At 64.9% G+C, this 21,666-nt stretch carries 17 protein-coding genes and 1 pseudogene; 6 read left to right on the plus strand and 12 right to left on the minus strand.

The window, feature by feature from the left end:
• The 3 genes and pseudogenes from aspA to AC1D1A_RS18175 all read right to left on the minus strand — a co-directional run.
• Window positions 1-224: pseudogene (gene aspA / locus AC1D1A_RS18165) on the minus strand (aspartate ammonia-lyase); the annotation flags it as partial.
• A gap of 166 nt (window positions 225-390) precedes the next feature.
• A complete protein-coding gene (locus tag AC1D1A_RS18170) occupies window positions 391-1,119 on the minus strand; it encodes a FadR/GntR family transcriptional regulator (protein ID WP_476851194.1) in 729 nt (242 codons plus the stop codon).
• Window positions 1,120-1,677: 558 nt separating this feature from the next.
• Window positions 1,678-2,370 (minus strand): DUF4386 family protein, encoded by a 693-nt coding sequence (locus AC1D1A_RS18175; protein ID WP_476858748.1) that lies wholly within the window; start codon window positions 2,368-2,370, stop codon window positions 1,678-1,680.
• A 499-nt stretch (window positions 2,371-2,869) separates the two neighbouring features.
• On the opposite strand from AC1D1A_RS18175, the gene AC1D1A_RS18180 reads away from it, so the two are divergent.
• Together AC1D1A_RS18180 and AC1D1A_RS18185 are read left to right on the plus strand one after the other, a co-directional pair.
• Entirely contained in the window at window positions 2,870-3,133 is a 264-nt protein-coding gene (locus AC1D1A_RS18180) for a hypothetical protein (RefSeq protein ID WP_476851192.1), read from the plus strand.
• Between the two features lie 47 nt (window positions 3,134-3,180).
• The gene (locus tag AC1D1A_RS18185; RefSeq protein ID WP_476851191.1) at window positions 3,181-3,906 is read left to right on the plus strand and encodes a hypothetical protein; all 726 of its coding nucleotides are present in this window, start codon (window positions 3,181-3,183) and stop codon (window positions 3,904-3,906) included.
• 318 nt (window positions 3,907-4,224) lie between these two features.
• On the opposite strand, the gene AC1D1A_RS18190 is transcribed toward AC1D1A_RS18185, so the two are convergent.
• From AC1D1A_RS18190 to AC1D1A_RS18215, 6 genes are all read right to left on the minus strand, one after another.
• Window positions 4,225-4,425: a hypothetical protein gene (locus AC1D1A_RS18190; RefSeq protein ID WP_476948371.1), complete on the minus strand. Its 201-nt coding sequence runs from the start codon at window positions 4,423-4,425 to the stop codon at window positions 4,225-4,227.
• Between the two features lie 798 nt (window positions 4,426-5,223).
• Window positions 5,224-6,450 carry an MFS transporter gene (locus tag AC1D1A_RS18195; RefSeq protein ID WP_476948372.1) on the minus strand — a complete coding sequence of 409 codons (1,227 nt, stop codon included), beginning with the start codon at window positions 6,448-6,450 and terminating at the stop codon, window positions 5,224-5,226.
• A complete protein-coding gene (locus tag AC1D1A_RS18200; protein WP_476851189.1) occupies window positions 6,428-7,324 on the minus strand; it encodes a dihydrodipicolinate synthase family protein in 897 nt (298 codons plus the stop codon). The genes AC1D1A_RS18195 and AC1D1A_RS18200 overlap by 23 nt, the downstream gene beginning before the upstream one ends.
• A gap of 137 nt (window positions 7,325-7,461) precedes the next feature.
• Window positions 7,462-8,379 (minus strand): EamA family transporter, encoded by a 918-nt coding sequence (locus tag AC1D1A_RS18205; protein ID WP_476851188.1) that lies wholly within the window; start codon window positions 8,377-8,379, stop codon window positions 7,462-7,464.
• 60 nt (window positions 8,380-8,439) lie between these two features.
• On the minus strand, window positions 8,440-9,165 hold the full coding sequence (locus tag AC1D1A_RS18210) for a B3/B4 domain-containing protein (protein ID WP_476948373.1): 726 nt from the start codon (window positions 9,163-9,165) through the stop codon (window positions 8,440-8,442).
• A 7-nt stretch (window positions 9,166-9,172) separates the two neighbouring features.
• Window positions 9,173-9,778 carry a helix-turn-helix domain-containing protein gene (locus tag AC1D1A_RS18215; protein ID WP_476948374.1) on the minus strand — a complete coding sequence of 202 codons (606 nt, stop codon included), beginning with the start codon at window positions 9,776-9,778 and terminating at the stop codon, window positions 9,173-9,175.
• 1,167 nt (window positions 9,779-10,945) lie between these two features.
• On the opposite strand from AC1D1A_RS18215, the gene AC1D1A_RS18220 reads away from it, so the two are divergent.
• Both AC1D1A_RS18220 and AC1D1A_RS18225 read left to right on the plus strand, forming a co-directional pair.
• Complete coding sequence (locus tag AC1D1A_RS18220; protein ID WP_476948375.1) at window positions 10,946-13,324, plus strand: HAD-IC family P-type ATPase; 2,379 nt, start codon at window positions 10,946-10,948, stop codon at window positions 13,322-13,324.
• Window positions 13,325-13,462: 138 nt separating this feature from the next.
• A complete protein-coding gene (locus AC1D1A_RS18225; RefSeq protein ID WP_476858741.1) occupies window positions 13,463-13,873 on the plus strand; it encodes an NfeD family protein in 411 nt (136 codons plus the stop codon).
• A gap of 221 nt (window positions 13,874-14,094) precedes the next feature.
• Here the strand turns inward: AC1D1A_RS18225 and AC1D1A_RS18230 are convergent, their stop codons facing one another.
• A complete protein-coding gene (locus tag AC1D1A_RS18230; RefSeq protein ID WP_476948376.1) occupies window positions 14,095-14,931 on the minus strand; it encodes a hypothetical protein in 837 nt (278 codons plus the stop codon).
• Window positions 14,932-15,344: 413 nt separating this feature from the next.
• Here AC1D1A_RS18230 and AC1D1A_RS18235 point away from each other — a divergent pair, with 413 nt between their 5' ends.
• Both AC1D1A_RS18235 and AC1D1A_RS18240 read left to right on the plus strand, forming a co-directional pair.
• Window positions 15,345-15,545, plus strand: coding sequence for a hypothetical protein (locus tag AC1D1A_RS18235; protein WP_230012008.1), 201 nt, complete (start codon window positions 15,345-15,347; stop codon window positions 15,543-15,545).
• Window positions 15,546-15,828: 283 nt separating this feature from the next.
• Entirely contained in the window at window positions 15,829-16,236 is a 408-nt protein-coding gene (locus AC1D1A_RS18240; RefSeq protein ID WP_476857406.1) for a hypothetical protein, read from the plus strand.
• Window positions 16,237-16,882: 646 nt separating this feature from the next.
• Here the strand turns inward: AC1D1A_RS18240 and AC1D1A_RS18245 are convergent.
• Window positions 16,883-18,289, minus strand: coding sequence for an FAD-binding oxidoreductase (locus AC1D1A_RS18245; RefSeq protein ID WP_476857405.1), 1,407 nt, complete (start codon window positions 18,287-18,289; stop codon window positions 16,883-16,885).
• Window positions 18,290-18,364: 75 nt separating this feature from the next.
• Entirely contained in the window at window positions 18,365-21,631 is a 3,267-nt protein-coding gene (locus AC1D1A_RS18250; RefSeq protein WP_476948377.1) for a BTAD domain-containing putative transcriptional regulator, read from the minus strand.
• Between the last annotated feature and the right edge of the window lie 35 nt (window positions 21,632-21,666).

Genomic DNA, 21,666 nt, shown 5'->3' on the forward strand with positions numbered 1-21,666 from the left:
GAGCAGAGCAGTCCGAGCTCGTGGTTGGTGCGGGCGGCGGCGAGTTTCACGGCGGCCAGGCCGCGGACCAGGTGCATGTTCGAGGACAGTGGCTGGCCGGTGATGGGGAAGTTCTCCACGGCCCGGAGGGTGTGGACGCCCCAGTAGGCGCCGGCGGGAACATCCCGGTCGCCCAGGAGGTCGTGTTCGGAACGGGTGTCCGGGGCGGTATGGGCGTTGGTCATTGGGTCCTCACAGGGCTTCGTTGACGGGTTTGGACGGAAAAATCTGGGGCAGGCCTGAGTGACGCCGCTGCCAGCACGGTGGGCATGGTTGTTCCAAGGCAAAGAGACCGCGCGGGGCCTGCGGCGATTGCAGCAGGGGAGGTGGGTGAAATCCGAGGTTTAGGATCTAGCGCGTATGGCCGGACCTGGAGTTTCCGCTTCCGGGGACGATGGTGCCCAGGGCGCATTCAACCCCGTGCAAATGCATCCTCATGGCCTGGGATGCTTCGTCGGCTGATCCACTCTCGATGGCAGCGAAAATGCGGGCGTGCTCCTGACCCGATTCTTTGCGCCGGTCCGCCACGAGGTTAAGCGTGTTCGATTGGTTGGCCATGGCGTCACAGATGTCGGACAGGAATGATTCGAACACGCCATTGCCGCTGCACCGGGCGATGGTCACGTGGAACTCGGTGTTCAAAAGCACCCACTGCTGGAGATCGTCCTCCTCGGACATTTCCCGGAGGATTTCCCGAAGGGCCTCCAGGTCTTCGTTGCTGCGGCGTTGGGCGGCGAGGCCCGCGGCCGGCACTTCCACGTGGGGGCGGGCTTCCACGAGGGCGCTGGCCGAATATTTGCCGAGTTTGAGGTCCTGGGCCACCTTGTCAGCGATGACGAAGGTGCCTTTACCCGTGTGGGTGGCCGTCAGTCCCAACGCGGTGCAGGAACGCAGCGCCTCCCTGACCATCGTCCGGCTCACGCCGTACTGTTTGGCCAGCGATGCCTCTGAGTCCAGGCGGGTGCCGACAGGGATCTTGCCGCCTTCGATTGCGCTGCGGAGGGATGCGAAGACCGCTTCGGCCGCGCCGACGCGTACCACTCGATCTTGCGCAGCTGTCCAGCTGTCCAACAGGTCCATACGAAGACTATGGCACTTGTCACACTGCCCGTCAAGGAAGTCTCGAATATGTCGTGACGGGGGCGGCCTCACTCGCCACGTGTGGCCGATGGGGAGCGGCGTTTTTTAGCCGAGTTGCTGCGGTTGCTGGTGGTCGCCGGCGAAACGTGTCGGGTGCGGCTGGTGATTGCGATGCTTTGAGCTGGCCATTTTGCGGTGTGTACAAAGTACACACATTGGGCTTCGGACCGGGCCGTACCGGTGTCGGATTGGACCGATTTCCGCATGTTTCCGCGGGAGTCCAGTGTTTGCGGGGACGGAAATGCAGTTCGAGTCCCACCTCGGGCACGTGTTTTCCCTGTTCAGGGGCTTGTAGCCGCTGAATGTGTCCAAATCTCCTTTATGGGCCCCGGCGGGGGCCCATTTTTGTTGGTGTCTGGCGCGGTCTGGTAGATGTGGCATGAGGCGTTCTCCGGTATTCATCGTCTCGATCCATCCGAACGGATGGAGCCGACGCGAATTCTCAACACAATCACTTGGACCGCTGGGGCAAGTCCGACCTCCACGAACCTTAAGCCGTCAGCGCGTGCCGGCCGCATGGACGGCCGCGGCTGGCTGGCCCTGCCGTGACTGGCTCCACGCCATCCAGCCACCCGATGCAGCCATGAGCAAGGCACCGGCCGGTTGTGTCGGAAGGCTGCTGCCCGTGGTCGCCTGCCCCAGCACGACGCCGAGGAGGTAGAACAGTACGGCGCCGGCAATCCATAGCGCCCCGGCCCAACGGGGGAGCGTCCGGGACTGCCAGACCGCGACTCCAAGCAAGACGTTGCCAACGAACGCGAGCAGCAGCCCGAGCAGGAACGAGACCGTCATGGCGGATGGAAACTCCAGAAGCATGACGTCCCGGTTCCCTTCCAGATACGCCTTCCCGATCGCGGGAGTGGCGAAAGTGGAGAGGACAGCGGGGACCATTAGCAAGGCAGTTCCTGCGACGGTGATGACTGTTGCTGCCAGTGCCAGGCGGCCGACGCGGCTGTTGGCCAGGCAGCAGCCCAGCGCGAACACCCCGAAGATGGCGAGGATGGTGCCTCCGTAGCTGCCGAGCAAGTGGCTGGATTGATACGAGCCCGAGCTGACGAACCGTGCCCAGGCGTCTGGATCCTTTTGCTGGTCCGGCTGAGGCTCAAGCGTGGCCCAGGCGGTGATCAGACCGTAAAGGGGCAGTGTCCACAACCCCGCCCGGATCCAGTGGGTGATGTTCTGTGCGTTCATGGACCGCCTCCTTCCCCGACCACGTGCCCGCCGCCTGCCCGGAAACAGGGCGACGCCTGCCCCAGCGTAGTTCCAGAACGCATCCCGGGCTAGGGTGCGCGTTGACTCACGGGAAAGGTCCGCGGTACTGCAAAGCTGCGGTGCATCCCGGTCTGGGCGCGCGCTGAGCCGGGAGCAGATGGCCGACTGGCGGGCAATCTACCCACTCCTTCGAATCGGGCAGCGAATCGTGCCTGCACGGTATCTGCGCGCGCTCCGCTGACCGTAGGCTCCATCCCCCGGGGGACAGAATGAGGCACACTTCCCGACCAACTTTCTGGGTTCCCCGCTCCCTCTCAAACTCGATTCGGGCTCGGGAGCGCCCGTTCCATTTCGAGAACCATTCGACGGAATCGCAGGTAAAGGCGGCGTCGAGGCATTGCCCCGGTCAATGGACCCTAGCGACCCGGACCGGGTCCGGCTAGCATCCGGTTGTTACTCCCTTAAACAGAAGGGTCGCATGTCCGAGGAACCAGTAAAGAACCTCGTGCTCGTGCACGGCGGCTTCGTCGACGGATCAGGCTGGCAAGGTGTCTACGACCTGCTGATCGCGGACGGCTACAGAGCCAAAATCGTCCAGAACCCGACCGTGTCCCTTGCCCGCCACGTCTCCGCGCCCAGGATGAGGATCGGCGGCTGGCGGTCCCACCTGAGAGACACTCGCAGGCGCCGACTGGTCCGATCACCCAGAGCTGACCGCTTCACGCAGGTCCCCACCTCGTGACCGGACCCCATTCCCCCAAACAGGTTCCGTTCAAGCAAGGACAGATCATGCCTGACACATATGTAATCGAGGAGTCGGACTACCCGGTCGTCTTCTCTGACAGCCCTGACTCTCCGGCCGCTGAATTTCTGGTCGAAGAAAGACCGCGCTCAATCAGGGACCTCTACCGCCTCGGAATCATCCACCCCGCCATCCCGGAGGAAGATCTGAACGACATCCAACGCAGTCTCGAGCATGCCTCTGTGCCTGATGTGGTTTTCTCTGAGGGTAACCACGGTGTTGTGTCGTCCCGAGAGATCGAGGGCACTGCAACCATTCCACAGGAAGTTGTGATGGTGCGTGACGCGGTCAGTCGCGCAACGGCGATGCTTATCGCTCGTGGCCATTCTCCTGCCCTGGCGAAGCTGACCGCTGAGAAAGGTGCGCGTTTCATTTCACCGGTCCGCGACGCATTTCCGGTGTGGAAGGAGGTCCGGCTTCTGGACCGCGACCTCGAAGTGCGAGGCCTGCTGTTCCTCAAACGATCGATCAACGCGCTGACGGCCGGGAACGTGAAGTTCCACCAGTACGGCTGGATCGTACCGGAGAGCAGCCACTTCCTGCTCACCTGCAACGAGATGGTCGGTGCCCCGCCTACACCATTGGAGATTCCCCTGGTGGTGGAGGAAATGACCAAGCCCGGCCCGCATCCGCCCATAGAGGGCTATACAGATCGTCTTGCCATCTCCGAGATCCTCGCTCGAGTGGAGGCTGTCACGGCCGGCTGGCGCTGAACTTAACAGCAGCAAACCCATCAGAGACTTACCCTCACCAGAACAGGAGATCCTAAAATGGGCGGCATCGACAAGCGGGGAACGGATGGCGGCGATGGCGCGGCTGGCGCTGCCGGAGGAGACGGACCGCAGGGACAAGGGGGATTCGGAGCGGTGTGCAGTGGCTGGTTCTTCGTCACCGACACTGGTGCCACGCGCGGCGGACGTGGCGGCGATGGCGGCATCGGCGGCCCCGGCGCGGATGGCTTGCCAGGCGGCAAGGGCGGCACCGTTGAACTACACGTGAGCGTCCTCGGCAGCGACGTATCTGTCGACGCTTCAGGCGGCAACGGAGGGAAAGGTGGAAACGGAGGAAAAGGTGGCGCCGGCGGCAAGGGCGGAAAGGGCGGCGACGGAAACGACTGCGAGCCCGGCGCTTACGGCGGCGCAGGAGGGAATGGAGCCCAGGGCGGGGTTGGAGGTCGGGGCGGCGACGCGGGCGCAGCCGGAGACATCCTTGTCTTTTACATTTCCGACCAAAGCGGTGGCCAGAGCGTGTTCAAGGCGAAGTCAGGAGACCCCGGCAAAGGAGGAGACCCGGGCCCGGGAGGTGCCGCGGGGGTCACCGGCGACAGCGGCGCCCGAGGCGACTTCAGCCACGCCAGCACTGACCCTGGCCAGCCATCCACACCGGGCCTCGCGGGGCCCAGCGGCGCTCCCGGTCAAATGGGCGCGGCGCGCGACGACAAAGACAAGGTCAAATTCCAGCAGGTGACAGTGATTTAGTGTCGAACATCCCGCCCCAACACGGCTCGCGCAACCCTGCTCCCAGATAGTCCAGGGATTTGAAGTGGCTCGGGGCAATGCGGTGGCCACCAACCCGAGGAAGGGGTGCCGTTCCGCTGTCCGAGGTCGTCTAGATAGTCGAGCATGCGCCTGCCAGGTCGCCGGGTCCTACGGATTCTTCCGCGGGCGAGCCGCGTCAACGTCAGGGCTGCCCGGTCCGGGCTGTCGTCGACCAGTCCCATGGACCAACGCTACCCACCCCGCCAAGGCCTACTTACCTTTCAACTGTGGCCGCAGGGCGTATGCCGGTGGATTTCTGCCCATCATAAAGGCCATGGCGTCGGTGACCCAGGCAGATCTGAGCGACAGTTGCTTCCGCGGCGGCCGAGAAGGGGCCGAAGTGGCCCTCGACGGCCCCGGGGTTTCCTCTTTGATGACGTCGGCGTTGATCCCTTCGCCGGGCATGACACCCTCGGCCGGCCCGGTGCTCCGCGACGGGGCCATCAGGTTGGAGACATTGCTCGCCGCATACACGCCGCGGATTCAGGCGGGCTAGTGTTTGGACAAGCGTGGACGGGAGCGCTCGATGATGCTGGTGGTCGCAGCAATTGCTGTGAGGGCTGTCGCCAGCAGAAGGGGTGCCCAAACCGTCTGTGCGATAGTTGCACCCGCGACGGCTGTTCCGGCGGATCCTGCTGCGATCTTGAGTGCGCCTACCCAGATGAAGATTTGGCCGCGGGCCTCGATGGGTGCGTATTCGCTTCGCGCGGCGAGGGTTGCCGCGAAGAACATTGCGTTGGCGATCCCTGCCAGGCCGAAGGCAATGAGGGATGTGGGGAGTGTCGGAGTAAGCATCACGAGTATCAGCGTTGCCGCGACGAGTGCGGAGAGGGAGCTCATGAGAGGGTCTGCGTCGCGGCGAAGCGGTCGGAGCATGAGCCCTGCTGATCCGAGGAGATTCCCTATCCCGTAGGCTGCGACCAGTGTTCCGGCGGCCGCGGCGCCGCCGAACGCGGGAGCTGTGGCAACGGCGTAGATCGGTAGCGCGGCGACAGAGAATGCGACGGTCACGGTGAGTCCGAGTGTGCGGCGCAGCGGACCACGTTCCCATATGAGGCTCAGTGTTCGTCCGGGTGATGGCACCTCAACGGCCTTGTTGGGCGGCTCTTGCTTGGGGAGTGCGAGGACGGCTCCAGCACCAACGACGGCGGCTCCGGCCAGAACCAATGTCGCGGTGAGTGCGTCGGTTGCTGCCGCGATCCATGCCACTGCTGCCGGGCCGAGGGTGCCGCTGAGTCCGTAGCTTGCGACGTCCCAGCTTTGTGCTCTGCGTTGGCTGCGCTGCCCGGGGCCGGCGATGGAGGGCAGGCGGCTGCTGATCCCGCCGGTGAGCATCGGCCCGAAGATGCCGGAGACGAAGAGCAGCAAGGCTGGCCAGATCGGCCAGGCGACGGGCAGGAGCAGTGCAGCAGCACCGAGCAGCACCCCGTGGAGGACTGCGGAGCACGCGATGACCTTGCGTCCGTCACGGGCTGTATCGAGGCGTCGGGCGATGAAGGGGCCGAGCACGTGGGGTGCGGTGATTGATGCTCCCAGGATGCCGGCCAGCCAGCCCGGCATCCCGCAGGCGTGCGCGAGCAGCACGATGGCGACCACTGCGCCGCCGTCTGCGCTTCGCACCAGCGTCGCGGCGAAGACGTAGCGCGCCAGCGCCCCGCCCCGGCGGTACTTCCCGCGTGAAACGCCGAGGCCGGCGCTACGGGTTAAGCCCGAGCTCATCGACAATCCTGCCAACATGGGCACGCTGCTCCGCGGTCAATCCCTGGAGGGGAAGCGGCAGGCACGATGGTGATGCCAGTCCCAGCTGTTCCGCTATGGCCGCAACGACCCGGATACTCCCGCCAAACTCGGCGAACGACTCCCACAACGGTGCAAGCCGTTCGGACTCAGCGGTCGCGTCTGAGACCCGCCCTTCCAGAGCGGCCCGGGTGATCCGCAGCGCCAGGGCGGGCAAGGTGCCGCCGATGACGGAGTACCAGGCATCGCACCCGGCGGCCAGTCCGGCGGCGGCCTTTGCGTCACCGGAAACTCCGATGGTCACGTGCGCCGGGACGGCGGCTCGGATTTCCTGAACCCGCGCCTGTGCCTGCTCCGGATCGGCCGGCACACCGGGGATTTTGATGGAGGCGATTCCGGGCAGTTCCGCGATGCGTCCGTAAAGCTCGGTCGTGAAGGTGAAATGGGTGGTGCCCGGGTTGTCATAGACGATCACGGGCAGCGACGAGTTCGCGGTGACGGTCCGGAAGAGTTCGAACACGTCATCTTCGGTGAGGGGCTGATAGGTCATGGGCGCAAGCAGGAGTGCGGAAGCCCCCGCCTGCTCTGCCATTTCAGCGTTCGCGAGGACGTGTGAGGTCCGCAAGGCCCCAACACCAATGAACACCGGTGTCGCGCCGGCGTGCTCGACGGCAAGACGAGCCACACGGCTCCGTTCCTCGCCGCTCAGATACGCGTAGGAGCCCGTGGATCCGAGCGCGGTAATGGAGCCAACCTTCGCCTCCGAGAGCCGTTCGATCAGGCGAACAAAGGCAGACTCGTCAACAGCATCATCTGCCAGAGGGGTCAGGGGGAAGGCACTCAAGCCGGTGAACATGGTTATAACTCCTTAGGTCTGAATAACAGGGAAGCAAAGTCTGAGGCACTCCCTGGGGGACTTAGCTGCGGGCCCTGTCAGCAGGGAATTCCCGCGTAGCGACAGTCTGGCGGACCCCCTATTTGGAGGACTGTCGCTTACTTTGGCCCTTGGCCGATGAGGTCGGGGGCGATGCGGGCGCCGGCGTGTTCGCGGGAGCGCGGTCGCCGTCGGCCACCGCGTTGCGCGGCGGCCCCTGCAAGGACGACGAGCGTGATGCCACCGAATTGGGTGAGTGAGGGCTGCTGGTGCAGCACGAGCAGCCCGAGGAGCACCCCGATGGCGGGTTCGAGGGCCATCAGGGTACCGAACGCCGTGGGCGTCATCCGGCGCAGGGCGAGCATCTCGAGCGCCATTGGCAGCACCGGCATCAGGACGGCCAGTCCGAAAGCGACGGAGAGGACACCGAGGTTGAGATGTCCGGCGGACTGCGGGATGCCGACGACCGCTGCCGTGGCAGCTGCGACGGGAACGGTGAGTGAAAGCGCACCGATGCCCGTGAAGCGGTCGCCGATCCGTTGGGTGAGCACAATGTAGACGGCCCACCCGACGGCCGCGAGCCCTGCCAACCCGATACCGGCGAGGTTGATCTCACCAGCCCAAGGTTCGGTCAGAAGGACGACGCCCAGCAGCGCCAGGGCTGGCCAGATAAGCGAGCGTGCGCTGTGGCTGCGCACCCCGGCGACAGTCAGCGGACCGAGGAACTCGATCGCGACGGCGGTGCCGAGCGGGATGCGTTCGATGGAGGCGAGAAACGCGATGGTCATCAGTCCGGTGGCGACACCCAGCCCCAGTAGCACGGGGACGTCGGGGCGGCGCAGCGCGCGCAATGGGGGTCGGGCAACGGCCAAGAAGACGAGCGCCCCAACACTGAGTCTGAGCCAGGCAGTTCCGGCCGGCCCCACCGCCGCGATCAGATCCACTGACAGTGCCGAACTCAGCTGGACTGAGAGCATGGCCGCCACGGCCAGCCCCCACGGCGGAACGGGGACATTCTTGGGGACGCGCTGGCTCACGGCTGACCCCTTCGGGCCTGCCGGTCAACGATCGCGCGTATCCGGGAGTGGACGAGCATGTCAGTCTCCTTCGTTGGCTGGCGTGCCCGCGGCTATCAGGCGGCGGGCAACGCCGACGTCGGGACCCAGTAGGGTCAGCCGGGCGATCAGGTCCTCGGCTGCGGCGTGGAGCGCCTCATCGGTCATGGGTTCGAGCGCGTCGAGGATGAACAGCGCGGAGGTGGTCTCCTCGCCGAGCTGGGTGCGGCGTGCCTGGCGCCAGTTCCAGCGCCGGCAGGTCACGCCGGCGTCATCGCGCCACACCACCTCGCCGGATTCCGGGTGCTCGATCACCGTGGCGCCGTCGGCGGCGGTATCAAAGGCTTCCTTGCCGGTGGCTCGAACCAGCCGCGGCGCACCGCTGTAGCGGGTCAGATCCTCCCCACCCAGCGGGACCTGGTGGAGCACTGAAACGGCGTTATAGAGGTCGGTGAGACGGTTCACCCGGGGCAACCCGGACACCGCCCGGCGCAGGAGCGCCTCCAGGCTGTTGCGAGTGCGGTTCGGTTTGGCGCCGAAGCCCTGATAAGCCTCACGCCACGCAGCCACGTGTGGGAGCTGCTCAGCCGGCCGGCCGTTGAGCAGCTCCCGGGCTGCGGACTCCGCCGCCTGGAGCATCTCCTCTCCGGCCTGGTCACTCGGGCCAGGGACGAGTCCGTCAACGGCCAGCAGCAAAGCCCGGTAGTCGGGCCGCAGCGCGAACACGGCGGCGTCAACATGGCCGCCGTCGAGAAATTCCTGAAGCATGCCCGACTCAAGCATCGGACGCCTCCGGCCGGTGACCTGTCCCCACGCCCGGCTCGAAGACGGCCAGGGAGAACCTCGCCGGCTCCGTGCCCGGATTGGCGTAAGAGTGTGCCACGTCGCCCGGGAACGTCACCGCATCGCCCTCATCGAGGGTGAGCAATTGACTTGCGACCTCCACCGTGACCGTGCCCTGCTGGACCTGCAAAAGCTCCTTGGTGCCCGACGTGTGGGCCTCGCTCACATGACGGTCGCCGGGACCCAGCGTCCAGTCCCACAGTTCAACCACGTCCGGCGGTTCGGTGCCGGCCACCAACACCCCGCGGCCGCCGTACTCACCGCTCCACAAAGCAGCGCCCTCACCACTGCGCGTGACCTTCACCGGCTTCGGGCGAGGTGGCTCGACCAACGCCGGCAGCCCCACACCCAGCGCGTCGCTGATCCTCAGCAGAGTTCCCACGCTGGGATTCGCGGCACCCTGCTCCACGTTGACGACCATCCTGCGGCTTACCCCTGCAGACTCCGCAAGCTGATCAAGCGTCCAGCCCCGCGACTGCCTCTCCTGCTTAACTCGGGCGCCGATTGCCAGCGCCAAGCTCGTTGTACTCTCATCCATAAGTGCATCATACTGCACTTAGAGTGCACTCGACTACTGTCCGTCGTTCGGCCCCCATCAAAGAGTGACCGAAAGGCCCTCTTGAGCTTCTACGTCGCTCCTCGTACCGCCAACCAGGACCGAACCGTGCAGGATTCTTGTCGACGACCGCCAGTGAGAAACACGGCAGCGACCGTATCCGCTGCCGTCTTGGCAAACAACACCATTCAAGACACCCCGTCGTGTCTGGAGGATTGAAGGAACCGACAGCGTGCTGGCCCGCCTCGTGTCGTGTCGTGCCGTGGAAATATGTCTCACCGTAAATCGTCTCAGGCGGGTGCTGGCCGGGGGTTTCTGAGGCACAATAGCCGGGCGGGACATCTCGGGTATACGCGTGTGAGTACGTCGGGCCAGGACGCCGGCCCTCACGGCTGTGATGTTCGCGCTGGCATGCCATCGTTGAGTCGCCTCAGAGTCGATCGCGGACCTCACTGCGCGGATTCCTTATGTCTCGGGGGGAGCTCAATGTTTCTGGGGGAGGGAATGCAGTTCGAGTCCCACCTCGGGCACGTGTTTTCCCTGTTCAGAGGCTTGTGAGCGTATGACTGTGTACAAATCTCCTTTATGGGCCCTTGCGGGGGTGGCCGTTGCTGCTGCAGGGTGCCGCCGGCCCGGACAGCCGCCAGGGCTTCGTTCGATCCCAGCGATCCTTGTTTATGCCGGTCACGCCGTGGTCACCATTGGTCAGGCCCTCGGGGGTCGCCCAGCCCCGTAAGCGCCATGCGCGGCGTTGCCAGGTCCTGTTCGTTGGTGCAGACCCGGACGCAGCCAATGATCTGCGCGGGTGCAACTGTCGGGATTGTCCACCCTGAGCGGGACAGTTTTGCGGCCGGGGTATGCGCGATTCCAGGCTCCAGTATCTGCATCGGATTTTCTCGCAGCGCCAGTGCGGGCGGATGGTGTCCCGGTGGGGGACCGGCGTATGCGTCGCAGTGCGCCACATTGTGGCGCTACGGCGGATACCATCGGAGGGTGAAGGCATACCGCCGGCGCAAGAGACGAGCCTTTCTGCATCGGCGTGCGTCCCCGGCAGCCAAAGACCGGAAGGCCGCCAGGCGCCGGCCGGCCGCCAAGGGGCTGTCGCAGGGGGAGGTGGCTACGCGGGTCGAGCGCGGGCTTACCAACCGCGTGCCGGACACCACTAGCCGGAGCCTGTGGCAGATCTTCCGGGCCAACGTCTTCACGCTCTTCAACGCAATCGTCGGCACGAGCTTCCTGCTGCTGTTGTTCCTGGGGCAATGGCGGGATGCCCTGTTCGGCCTCGCCGCTGTCAGCAATGCCGTGATCGGCGTCGTCGAGGAATACAGGGCGAAAAAGTCCTTGGACCGGCTGGCTGTCCTCAACGCCCCCCTCGCGCGGGTCTTGCGCGAGGGGCAGATCCACGACATCGCCACGGCCGACGTCGTAAAAGATGACCTCCTGGTGTTGCGGGCCGGGGATCAGGTCACTGCCGACGCTGCCGTACTGGAGTCGTCCGGCCTCGAGGTGGACGAATCGCTTCTCACGGGCGAAGCAGACCCGGTGGGTAAGGATGCGGGGACGGAAGTACTCTCCGGATCGATCGTCGTGGCCGGCCACGGCAACGCCCAGGTTGTCCGGGTCGGAGCGGCGTCGTTCGCGAGCCGGCTGACGGCAGATGCGCGACGCTTCTCACTGGTGAACTCCGAGATCCGCAACAGCCTCAACCGTGTAATGCGCTGGATCGCCTGGATCCTGCTGCCCGTTGCCCTCATCGTGCTCAACGGCGAGATCCAGGCGCGCGGCGGCTGGCAGTCCGCCATTTCCACCGGTGCCTGGACCCCCGCACTCGTGGGACTCATTGCCAGCATGATCGCGATCGTCCCGCTGGGACTAGTGCTGCTGACGAGCGTGGCCTTCGCCGTGGGCGGACTCCGGCTGGCTAAACACAACGTACTGATCCAGGAACTCGCCGCTGTCGAGGGACTGGCACGCGTAGACGTACTGTGCATGGACAAGACCGGAACCCTCACAGAAGGAGGACTGGTCTTCGACGCGGTTCACCCGCTGGCGCCGCAACCGGGATGGGAGCAGGCCCTCGCATGGTTTGGCGCCGAACCCGAGGCAAACGCCACGGCACGCTGCCTGAGCACGGCCTTTGAGGATGATGGCGGCCTTCAACCCGTCCGGTCCGTGCCGTTCTCCTCCGCCCGGAAGTGGAGCGGAGTCAGCTTCAACGGGAGCGCCCGCGGTGCGCGCACCTGGATTCTCGGAGCACCGGAAATGATGCTTGTGCAGGGCGACGACGCAGCCGCACGTCTGAAGCCGTCGATCTCGGCGCCCGACGGCGCAGTACCGCGCCAGAGCGACGTCTTGCGCCAGGCCGGCGAACTGGCCGCATCGGGGCTGCGGACCCTGCTCCTGGCCGGCGCGGATCAGTTGCCAGCCAATGGGAAGGTGGAGCAGCTGCCGGCGTCGCTCCACCCTGTGGCGCTGCTGACCTTCCGGGAACAGCCGCGCTCCGATGCCCGGGAGACCCTCAAGTTCTTCCGGACCGAAGGGGTCGGGTTGAAGATCATTTCCGGCGACGATCCCCGCACCGTTGCCGCCATTGCCCGCAGGGTTGGTTTGGAAGTCACGGAGGGCTTCGACGCACGCTCACTGCCGGGGGACCCGCTGCATCTGGAGGAGGTGATGGAATCAAACACGGTGTTTGGCCGAGTGACGCCGGCCCAGAAGAGGGCGATGGTCGAGGCGCTCCAGCGCCGGGGACATACTGTTGCCATGACCGGCGACGGCGTCAACGACGCCCTCGCGCTCAAGACCGCCGACCTTGGCATCGCCATGGACTCCGCGGCGCCCGCCACCAAGGCAGTCGCGCGCCTGGTGTTGCTCGACGGCCGCTTCGACCGGCTTCCCGGAGTCCTAGCTGAGGGCCGGCAGGTCATCGCCAATATTGAGCGGGTCTCCAGCCTCTTCCTCAGCAAAACGGTCTATGCGACCGCCATCGCGGTGACCTTCGGGCTCCTGCAGTGGACGTTTCCGTTTCTTCCCCGCCAGCTATCCTTCACGGACGGCCTGACGATCGGAATCCCGGCCTTCTTCTTGGCGCTCATGCCGAACCCGCGCCGCTATCAGCCCGGATTCCTGCGCCGGTCCCTATGGTTCTCCGTCCCTGCCGGACTGATCGTCACGGCCTCCCTGCTCACACTGAACGCATTCGCGCCGCTGGCCGGCGCGGCCACGTCCGAACAAGTCAGCAGCGCCTCTGTGCTGACGCTGTCCATGGTCGGACTGTGGATCCTATCGGCCGTGTCGCGCCCCCTCAACGCGGCGCGCCTGGCCGTGGTGTTGGCCATGAGCGCCTCCCTGCTGGTCTCGCTCAACCTCCCGCTCGTGCAGGAATTCTTCCTGCTTTCCCGGCCACCCGGCGGGTTGTTGCTCGCGGCCGTGGCGTGCGGGGCCGCCGGGGGCCTCGGAGTCGAGGTCCTGGCCCGGGTCCACGCCCGGGCCTTCCCGCAACAAGGTCCGGTGGTGAAGAGCGGTTAAATGGGCTCATCAGTTATTAGCGTGAGCCGGGACACTGGGGTCCATTATCGGTACTGGCGCCATAGTCCAGAATATGATTCGAGAGTAATGGTCGGGATGTCCCCGGTCAGCGCAGACAATCTAGGGGATACGAACTTCATGTCCGAACAAACCGGACGCCGCTCCAGGCGCGGCTATACGCCCGTTGACCCCGCCAAGTTCATCCCAATCCACCGTCCCAGTAACGCATCGCTGCGCGGAGCAGTAGTCACCGGGTTCGTTCTGTGGATCGGGGTTGGAGCAATTTCCGCGGGATTGCTGGCCTCCTGGTTCAGCACTGAATTGCCTATCTTCCTAACCGCTGCAGTGTTCGGTGCAACCCTGGTCACGGTTCTGGGCGTCCGACACACGACGTGGCTAGGCCGGCGCCGACGGGAAGATTTCGTCCGTTGCGGCGGTGACCCGGCCGGAATGACCGACTTGATGTTCGGATTCATGCGTGGATTCCGGACCCCCAAAGGGGAGTGGGAAGTTCCCGAGCAGGCCTCCGGCGACTACCAGGGCACCTGACCATCCCAGGGCCCAGGAAGATCCCGGTAAGGTGAGACTCTTCGTCGAGCCCGCACACAACTGCGCCAAGGCGACGCCCTGGTCGTCTGAACGCTCCCCCAACGCACGGCAGCGCGGTGGGGTTCGGCGGAACCACCCGGGAACCGCAGTCCGAACACGACGGTTCAACATGAGCGCGTCTAAGACTCCGAGCCGAGGTCGACGCGTCCGGACAGGAGAGGCTACGTGGGCGGAACGAGCCTGAAGGCGTATCGGGTTTCCGAGCCACCGCTTCCTGGGTTCATCTTGAAATCGACTCTGTCGGCGCCTGCTTCCAGCTGCACTGTCGTTTTGAAGATGTTCCCATTGCAATGGACCTGCACCGGGGCGACGACTTCGACACCGGACCAACTGGCCACCGACAGTTCGGTCCCGGAGGGTCCTTCACACAAGAACTGCAATTCGTAAGTGCCGGATTTGGCGGACATTCCGAAGCTGGTCGGGGAATTCGAAGCAGCGGAGCCGGCCAGCTCTCCCGGCACTGCGGGTTTCAGCTGCTTTGATGACCATTCGCCCATGTCCGCTTGTGCTGAAGCCATGGGGTCAGTGTTGGGCCCTATCGCAACCCCGGCGGCTGCGGGCCCGCCGGTCGACGGGATCGCGCTGATCGTGATGGGACCGCCCGCGTGCCTGAGGAACCGCTGGAATGTGGCGTCGCAGTCACCGTCTGTTGACAGCGGAAGCCCATCGCCCTCAACGATCGTCAGTTTGGCGAAGTAGCCGCCGGCACACGCGGCCGTGACGACGTAGTCCCCGGGAGCAAGAACAGTGACCAATTTCCCGGCAGGCTCTGCTTCCGTTGGCATACCAGCGGCCGTTACGGATGCACCAAGCAAACGGGCCACGTCACCAACGTTTTCTTCAAATGACCGGGGCGGCACCGTTGCCCCTTCGGACGATGAGCTAACTGTCTGCTCAGGCGGATCACTGTACGTACAACCCGCCAGCGCAAGGACGAGTCCGGTCAAAACAAGCAGTACTCTTCCGCGCTGAGTCTGCATCCCCCAATGAGCTGACATGTTCTGAGCCTACAACCCCGCATTTGGGTGACTGGGGGAGACGGGTCGATCGGAAGCTGCCGCGAGCATACTCGTCGGGCCGAAGAGTATCCAGCCGACGGACACGAGGATCACTCCGGCGAGAAAAACCGGTGCGTTGTGTGTCCGAGCCATTCAATCCCCCAAGAATTGTGAACCCCTAGACTAGCCGTGGCACACCCACCGGCGGCGATGCGTGCCTGGCACGCGGGATCCATGCGGCAGCTGGGGTGGCTTCTGGCACCCGCAGCCGTTCCTGCCATAGCGCCGGGTCTTATCGCAGCGCCCGCTGAGGGATCGGCTTACGGGCACGCTTCGTGGCGCCACGAGCCTCCACCAAACTCCCTGGCTCACTACTTCCATTAAGGTATTGCTCCTCATGGGAGCATGTACTCATGAATCGACGCATCATGGGTCTGGGGATCGTTTTTTTCGTGCTCTACTTTGTACTCGGACTCGTCGTGGGTGGGCTCGTCCTGCTGTGGAGCTTCCACTACCAGTGGTGGGTTTTCGTCCTGCTGATCCTGGTCCCAGCGCTTTTATCCTGGGCTACTCTTGCCCTGCTGGAAGGCCGGCGTAAGACCCCGTCCACGTAGAGCACGAACGGTAGTACTTGCCGACCAGCTGCTCATTGACAGGTCGGCACCCCTAGCTGGGAGCCAGATCCGCGAGTCGAGGGCGGCGGACCTTGGTTACATCCTGGTCGCGGAGAGACCGAGACCACGCGTGAACGACTCTTATGGGGCAGACCGTGGAAAGGGCAAACGGACTGCTCTGGGTCTGCGTGGGGCGGGTGAGGCACTTGCAGGGCCTGAGCGAAGCGGAAGGAATCCTAATCGGGCAAGAGGGCGGTCCGGGCGCCGTCGATATACTCGCTGGATGCGGATCCGTCCAATAGATCTGGTCGACGTGCTGGTCTATCTCGTGGTGCTGGGTGTGTTCATCCAGCTGTTTCCCGACGTCATATCCGAAACATTCCTGTTGGCGCTCTTGACGGCGATCCTGCTGAAGGTCGTCCTTGAAGTCGTGCTGTGGGCGAAGAAGAAAATCGTTGCGCGGATCCGGTCGGCCGATACTCGGCGGGTTCGAATTGTCAGCGCGTTCACCCTGTTGCTGGTGCTGCCGGGGAGCAAGTTCATGGTGCTCGGACTGGTTGACCTGGTATTCGGCGACGCTGTCCGTCTCGGTGGCTTCTTTCAAGTGACTGCAGTGATCATAGTTCTCATGCTCGCGCGAGGCGGCGTGCGACGGGTGTTCAGACGGGCCGACGAGAGCGCATCAGCTTAATCGAGGCCATCAAGACGTGCGCGCGTGGGTCGTCTGAATTCAGGTGTGTGATGCCCAGATCGTCTGGAGTGCGCTCTTCACTTCTTGGGGGCGGCACGTGGCTGCGATGCTTTGAACTGGGCAATTTGGGAATGTGTACTTTGTCCACACTTCGGCCTTCGAACCGGGCCGGATTCCGCATGTCCGGGGAGTCCAGTGTGTGCGGGGGAGGGAATGCAGTTCGAGTCCCACCTCGGGCGCTGTGTTTCCCCTCGTTCGAGGGGGGTGGGTCATCCGGGTCTCCTTTCCGAGTTGTTTTGGTGGCTGTGGTTGGCCTAATACCTATTCATGCCGTGGGGTCCTACTGACGACATGACCTGCGGGGATTTCTTGAAGATGTTTTTCTCCGGAATGCGGGCTTACCGGTGGCGTGGGGGAAGGCTGGTTCCCGTTTGTCCGGCCAAGAGGGGTGTGTACGTTGTCCACACCGGAGTGAGTTTCCTGCCGTTGCTGCTTTGTGGCTCGCTCCTTGCCTGCTTCCCACGAGACGGGCAGGAAGACCCCCGGAAACCCAGGGATCTTCCTGCCTCAACTCACGCAACTTCAGGTAAGGGGTTTGCTGGGTGCAGCGGACCCATCCGAGGTGCCTCTGGCGCAGGCAGTGCTGTCACACCGTGGGGGCGATGTTCTGGTTCAACCGGAATAGATTGGTGGAGTCGTATTCGTTTTTCAGTTCCACGAGCCGCCGGTATGTATCCGCCGGGTACGACGCCCGGACGAGCGCCGTATTCGCTTCACCTGTGAAATTCACGTAGGCCGTCACATCCGGACCGAGCGCAGACGTCACGCCCCGGGCCCATTCGACGACATCCGCGAAGCCTTCCGCTGTCGGCGTGCGCGCAACAACATTGACGATGAATTCCTGGTCGCGGAGTGCGAAGGCCGTTGCTTCGGCAGGAACCCGGCCGACCGCGCCGCCAAGGTGGTGCAGGTGAATCTGCGTCATGGCGCTGGGCAATGCCGCAAACGAGTCCAGCAGCACGCGCACGGACGCGTCGTCGGCGGCGCGCAGAAATGCCGAGCGGAAATAGTTGTGCACGCCCCGCGGGTACAGCGGATCGAGCGCCTGCTGCCATCCCGCGTACGGGTTGGCCGTGAACACATCGGCGATGACCGTGCCCAATGACCGGAAGGGTGCGGTGGCAGCCTCGCCGGCATCTAGATCGCCGGACCAGCACCCTCCCACAGCGATGACCGGCTTGCCGTGCACTGATTCTGGCAGGAACGGGACCGGCGGCGCCATGGTCATGTTGACCAGCGTGGTCAGCTCATCGGGGGCCGCCGCGCAGGCCGCCCGATAGCCGCGCAACACCTGCTCCGCTTCTTCTGCGGGGTAGAAAACCAGGCCGGAAAGGACCATGGGCCCCACTTCGTGCAATTGATACTCGAAGGACGTCACCACACCGAAATTGCCGCCGCCGCCGCGCAGCCCCCAGAACAGATCGGGGTGCTCATCGGCACTGGCGTGAATAAACTGCCCGTCAGCAGTGACGACGTCGGCGCCGACCAGGTTGTCGCTGGCCAGCCCGTGCTTGCGCACGAGCCAGCCGATGCCGCCGCCGGTGGTGAAGCCGGCGATGCCGGTTGAGGACACCAGGCCACCGGTCACCGCAAGCCCGAATTGCTGGGTCTCTGCATCCAGGTCCTTCCAGGTACACCCTGCCTGTGCCGCCACGCGGCGGCGGGCAGGGTCCACCTGGACCCCCTTCATCAGCGAAAGGTCCAGCACGATACCGTCGTCGACGGTGGAAAACCCGGGGATCGAATGTCCACCGCCGCGAACCGACAACGGCAACCCCTCGCTGCGCGCGAGATCGACCGTGCGGATCACGTCTGCCACACCCGCACAGCGTGCGATGAGCGTCGGGCGCCGGTCGTGGGCCCCGTTCCAGATGCTGCGTTCGTGGTCGTAGTCCGCGTCCCCTGGCCTGACGACCGTGCCGCGCAGCCCGGCGGCGAACTCGGCGATGGTGGCCTCGCCGATACGGGTCGGCCCAGTCTGCGTCGTTGTCACGATGCGTTCCTCCTGATTGCTGTTGGTTGGTCAGATCTATTTGTCAGATCCAGGAATCACGCTAGTGAACCGTACTCAACGAGCACTCAACGCCGTCTCAACATCATCATCCGGGTCCCGCCTACGCAGTGCGGCCAGCCGCTGACCGGCGATGAGGCATTTCGTTCGGTCGAAAATTTCCCCAGCCTTGTCAATTTCTCGGGCCGCCCGATGTGGGTCGCCGAGCTCGTTGGATAGCTCTGCCACCATCAACCGTTGCCAGCCAGTGTGTCGCCGCCATGGGGCGACTTTTTCCGCTGCCTGCCTGTACATTTCCCGCGCTGCCCGGACCTCCCCGGAGATCAGTTCGGCGGCACCGAGAATGGTCAGCGTGGCGCCCATTCCCACCTGATCTCCCGCGGACTCGAACCCTGAAAGGCAACGCCGAGCGTCTGTCAGGCCGCGGTCGATATCACCACCCATGGCGCGGAGCAGGGCGATATTAATCTCGGTCAGCAGCTCGCCGCGTCGGTCGCCCAGACCGAGCCGAAGCTCCCGCGCCAAGGACAGGGCCTCATCGGCCGCACTGTGGTCGCCACAGTCGCGCAGAATGCAGCCAAGTTGGTGGAGTGTTTGCGCCCTGGCCAGGTCATCTCCTAACTCGGCGAAATGTTCGGCTGCATCCGTGATGACGGATATCGCAGACTGCGTGTCTCTCGAAAGCCTGGCCGCGTAGCCGATCGCGGACAGCACGTAGCCTTTGGCTTGGATGACGCCGACCCGCCGGCCCAACAGCAGGGTTTCCTCGACGCAGGGCACCAACCGTCCGGCGATCGGGACCAGTTGCAGGCTGGGCGTGATCACCGGCAGGAAGGGTGGAGTGCTGGTCTCAGACTGCGCGAGTTCGCTCAGGCAGGTGTTTAGGTGACGGGCGGCGAGTGGTCCGTCCTCCCGGGACAACGCGCACTGGCCGAGCAGCCAACTGCTGGCTGCGCAATGTTCGGGTCTGCCACCCTCGACTGCCTCGGTGTGCACGTCGGCCGCCAGCTGTTCGGCCTCGTCGAGGTCGAAAGTGCTCCAGGCGAGCGAGGTCTCAATGAGCCGGGCCATCGTCACCTCGTCGGGGTTGCCGATCTCCCGCATAATTGCCAGAGCCTCCCCGCCGAGCGCCCGATGCCGATCGCCACGGCCCTGCCGGCTGTCCAGCCCGGTCAGGCCGATCAGAGCGGCCGCGCGAGGCCGGGTCGAGTCGGGAGCCACCGCCAAGGCACGCTCCACCCAACGTGCTCCCTCGACCGCGTGACCGCGGAGGAACCAGAACCGCCACAGGCTGGCCGCGAGCCGGAGCGCGGTCCCGGGCTCGTGGGCGCACGACCAGCGCAACGCAGCGCGCAGGTTGTCGTGCTCGCGGTCGAGCAACTTCGGTTGTTCGATGACCACCCCGGTGGCCCGTTCGGGATTGTGGGATTCGGCGACGGCAAGGAAGTAGGCGCAATGCGCAGCCGCCAGTTGAGCCGCCTCACCTGCATGATCGAGATTCTCTTGGCCAAACTGGCGGACCGTCTCCAATTGCCGGTATCGGGTCCCGGCGCCCCTCCTTTCGGTGACCACCAAAGACTTGTCCACCAGCTTGGCCAACAGGTCGAGCAGTTCGACCTGCTGGAGGGGCGCGTCAGCGCAGACTGCTGCCACAGCGTCGAGGGTGAAACCACCCGCGAACACAGACAGCCGGCGCAGCAGAACCTGCTCCGGTTTGGTGAGCAGTTCGTGGCTCCATTCCAAGGTGCCACGCAGCGTCTGGTGCCGTGTGACGCCGCTGGTTCCCCCGCCGAGCATGAACAATGCATCGCCCAATCCCTGGACGATCTCGGCCGGTTCGAGTACGGCCGTCCTGGCCGCGGCCAATTCGAGGGCCAGCGGCATCCCGTCGAGCCGTCGGCACAACTCTGTCACCCCCTGCGCGTTGTCGGCGTCGAGCGCGAAACCCGGCCGGACCTGCGCTGCCCGCTCAACGAAAAGCCGGACAGAGGGCAGACGGCCCAGCACGGCCAGGTCGAGAGCGTCAGACGGCAGGGGCGAGGGCAAAGGCAATGACGGCACCCGGTAGGTGTACTCCCCGTCGGCATGGAGTGGCTCCCGGCTGGTGGCCAGAACTTTAATCCCAGGGGATCCGTCAAGTAGCGCGACGACGAGTTGCGCGCAGGCCGCGAGCAAGTGTTCGCAGTTGTCCAGCACGAGGAGCAGCGAGCGTCGCCCCAGTTGGTCGACCAGCGCTTGCACGCGGCTTGGTGCCGCGCCGGAATCCAACCCGAGGACCTCGGCTACGGCATCGGCCACCAGCAGCGACTCCCCAACGGCCGCGAGGTCGACGAACCAGACTCCGTCCACGTACCCAGGACGAACTGTCTTCGCGGCCTCCAAGGCTAGTCTGGTCTTGCCGCTGCCGCCAGCCCCGGTGAGGGTGAGCAGGCGAGCATGGCCCATCAGCCGCTCGACGTCAACGAGCTCACGCTCGCGCCCGATGAAGCTTGTCAACGGGGATGGCAGATAGCCGATGGCATCGTCTTTGCCGGTCACTCCGGCGGGCTGGTGGAGGCGTTCCTCGGGCGGCGAGCCGGTCAACAATTCGCGAAACAGTTCCACCGTCCGGGTGTCCGGGTCGGTCCCGAACGCGTCGAGGAGTTCGTCGACCAGCCGCTCATATCGTGCCAATGCTTCCGACCGCCGGCCCATCCCAGCCAGCACCACCATCTGCGCGCGCACGGCTCCCTCGTGAACGGGATCGGATTCGAGCGCATGGGTGAGGATGACCAACGCTTCCTCCGGTGCGCGTTGCGCCACCGTGGACGCCAGTTTCACCTGTACCTCGCGATGGATTTCCCGGAGCTCATCGCGGCGTGTCGTCAGCCAGTCCGCATCCGGCAGTTCCGGCAGAAGATCACCAGTGTACAAGTCGGCCGCATCGCGCAGGCCGGCCTCGACACCTGCAGTCAACGCTGCCACGGCCGAACGCTCGAACTGCAGGACATCGACATCGACCGGGCCAGTGTCATCCAGCACGACCACTTCACCGCGGATGGCGAGCAGCCCGTCGCTGCCGGCTCCAGCGCTAGCGAGCGCACGGCGAGCGACGTACAGGGTCTGATGCAGATTCCGTGCGGCGGCCACCGGCTCCATGTCAGGCCACAGGCGGTCCAGTACCTGCTCGCGACGGTTACGCTGACCACGCGCCAGCGCCAGCATTGCCACCACGGCCTTTGCCTTCTGCAGCCGCCAGTGGCTGTTCTCGACGGCGTTCCCGTTGACGTACACGATGAACGAGCCGAGAAGCTGGATGCGCAACCCGCTTTGGGTAGGCTTCATGGTTCTTCAGTATCCGCCCGCCAACCGGGGTTGTC

The sequence above is a fragment of the Arthrobacter sp. P1_B9 genome (assembly GCF_056406495.1).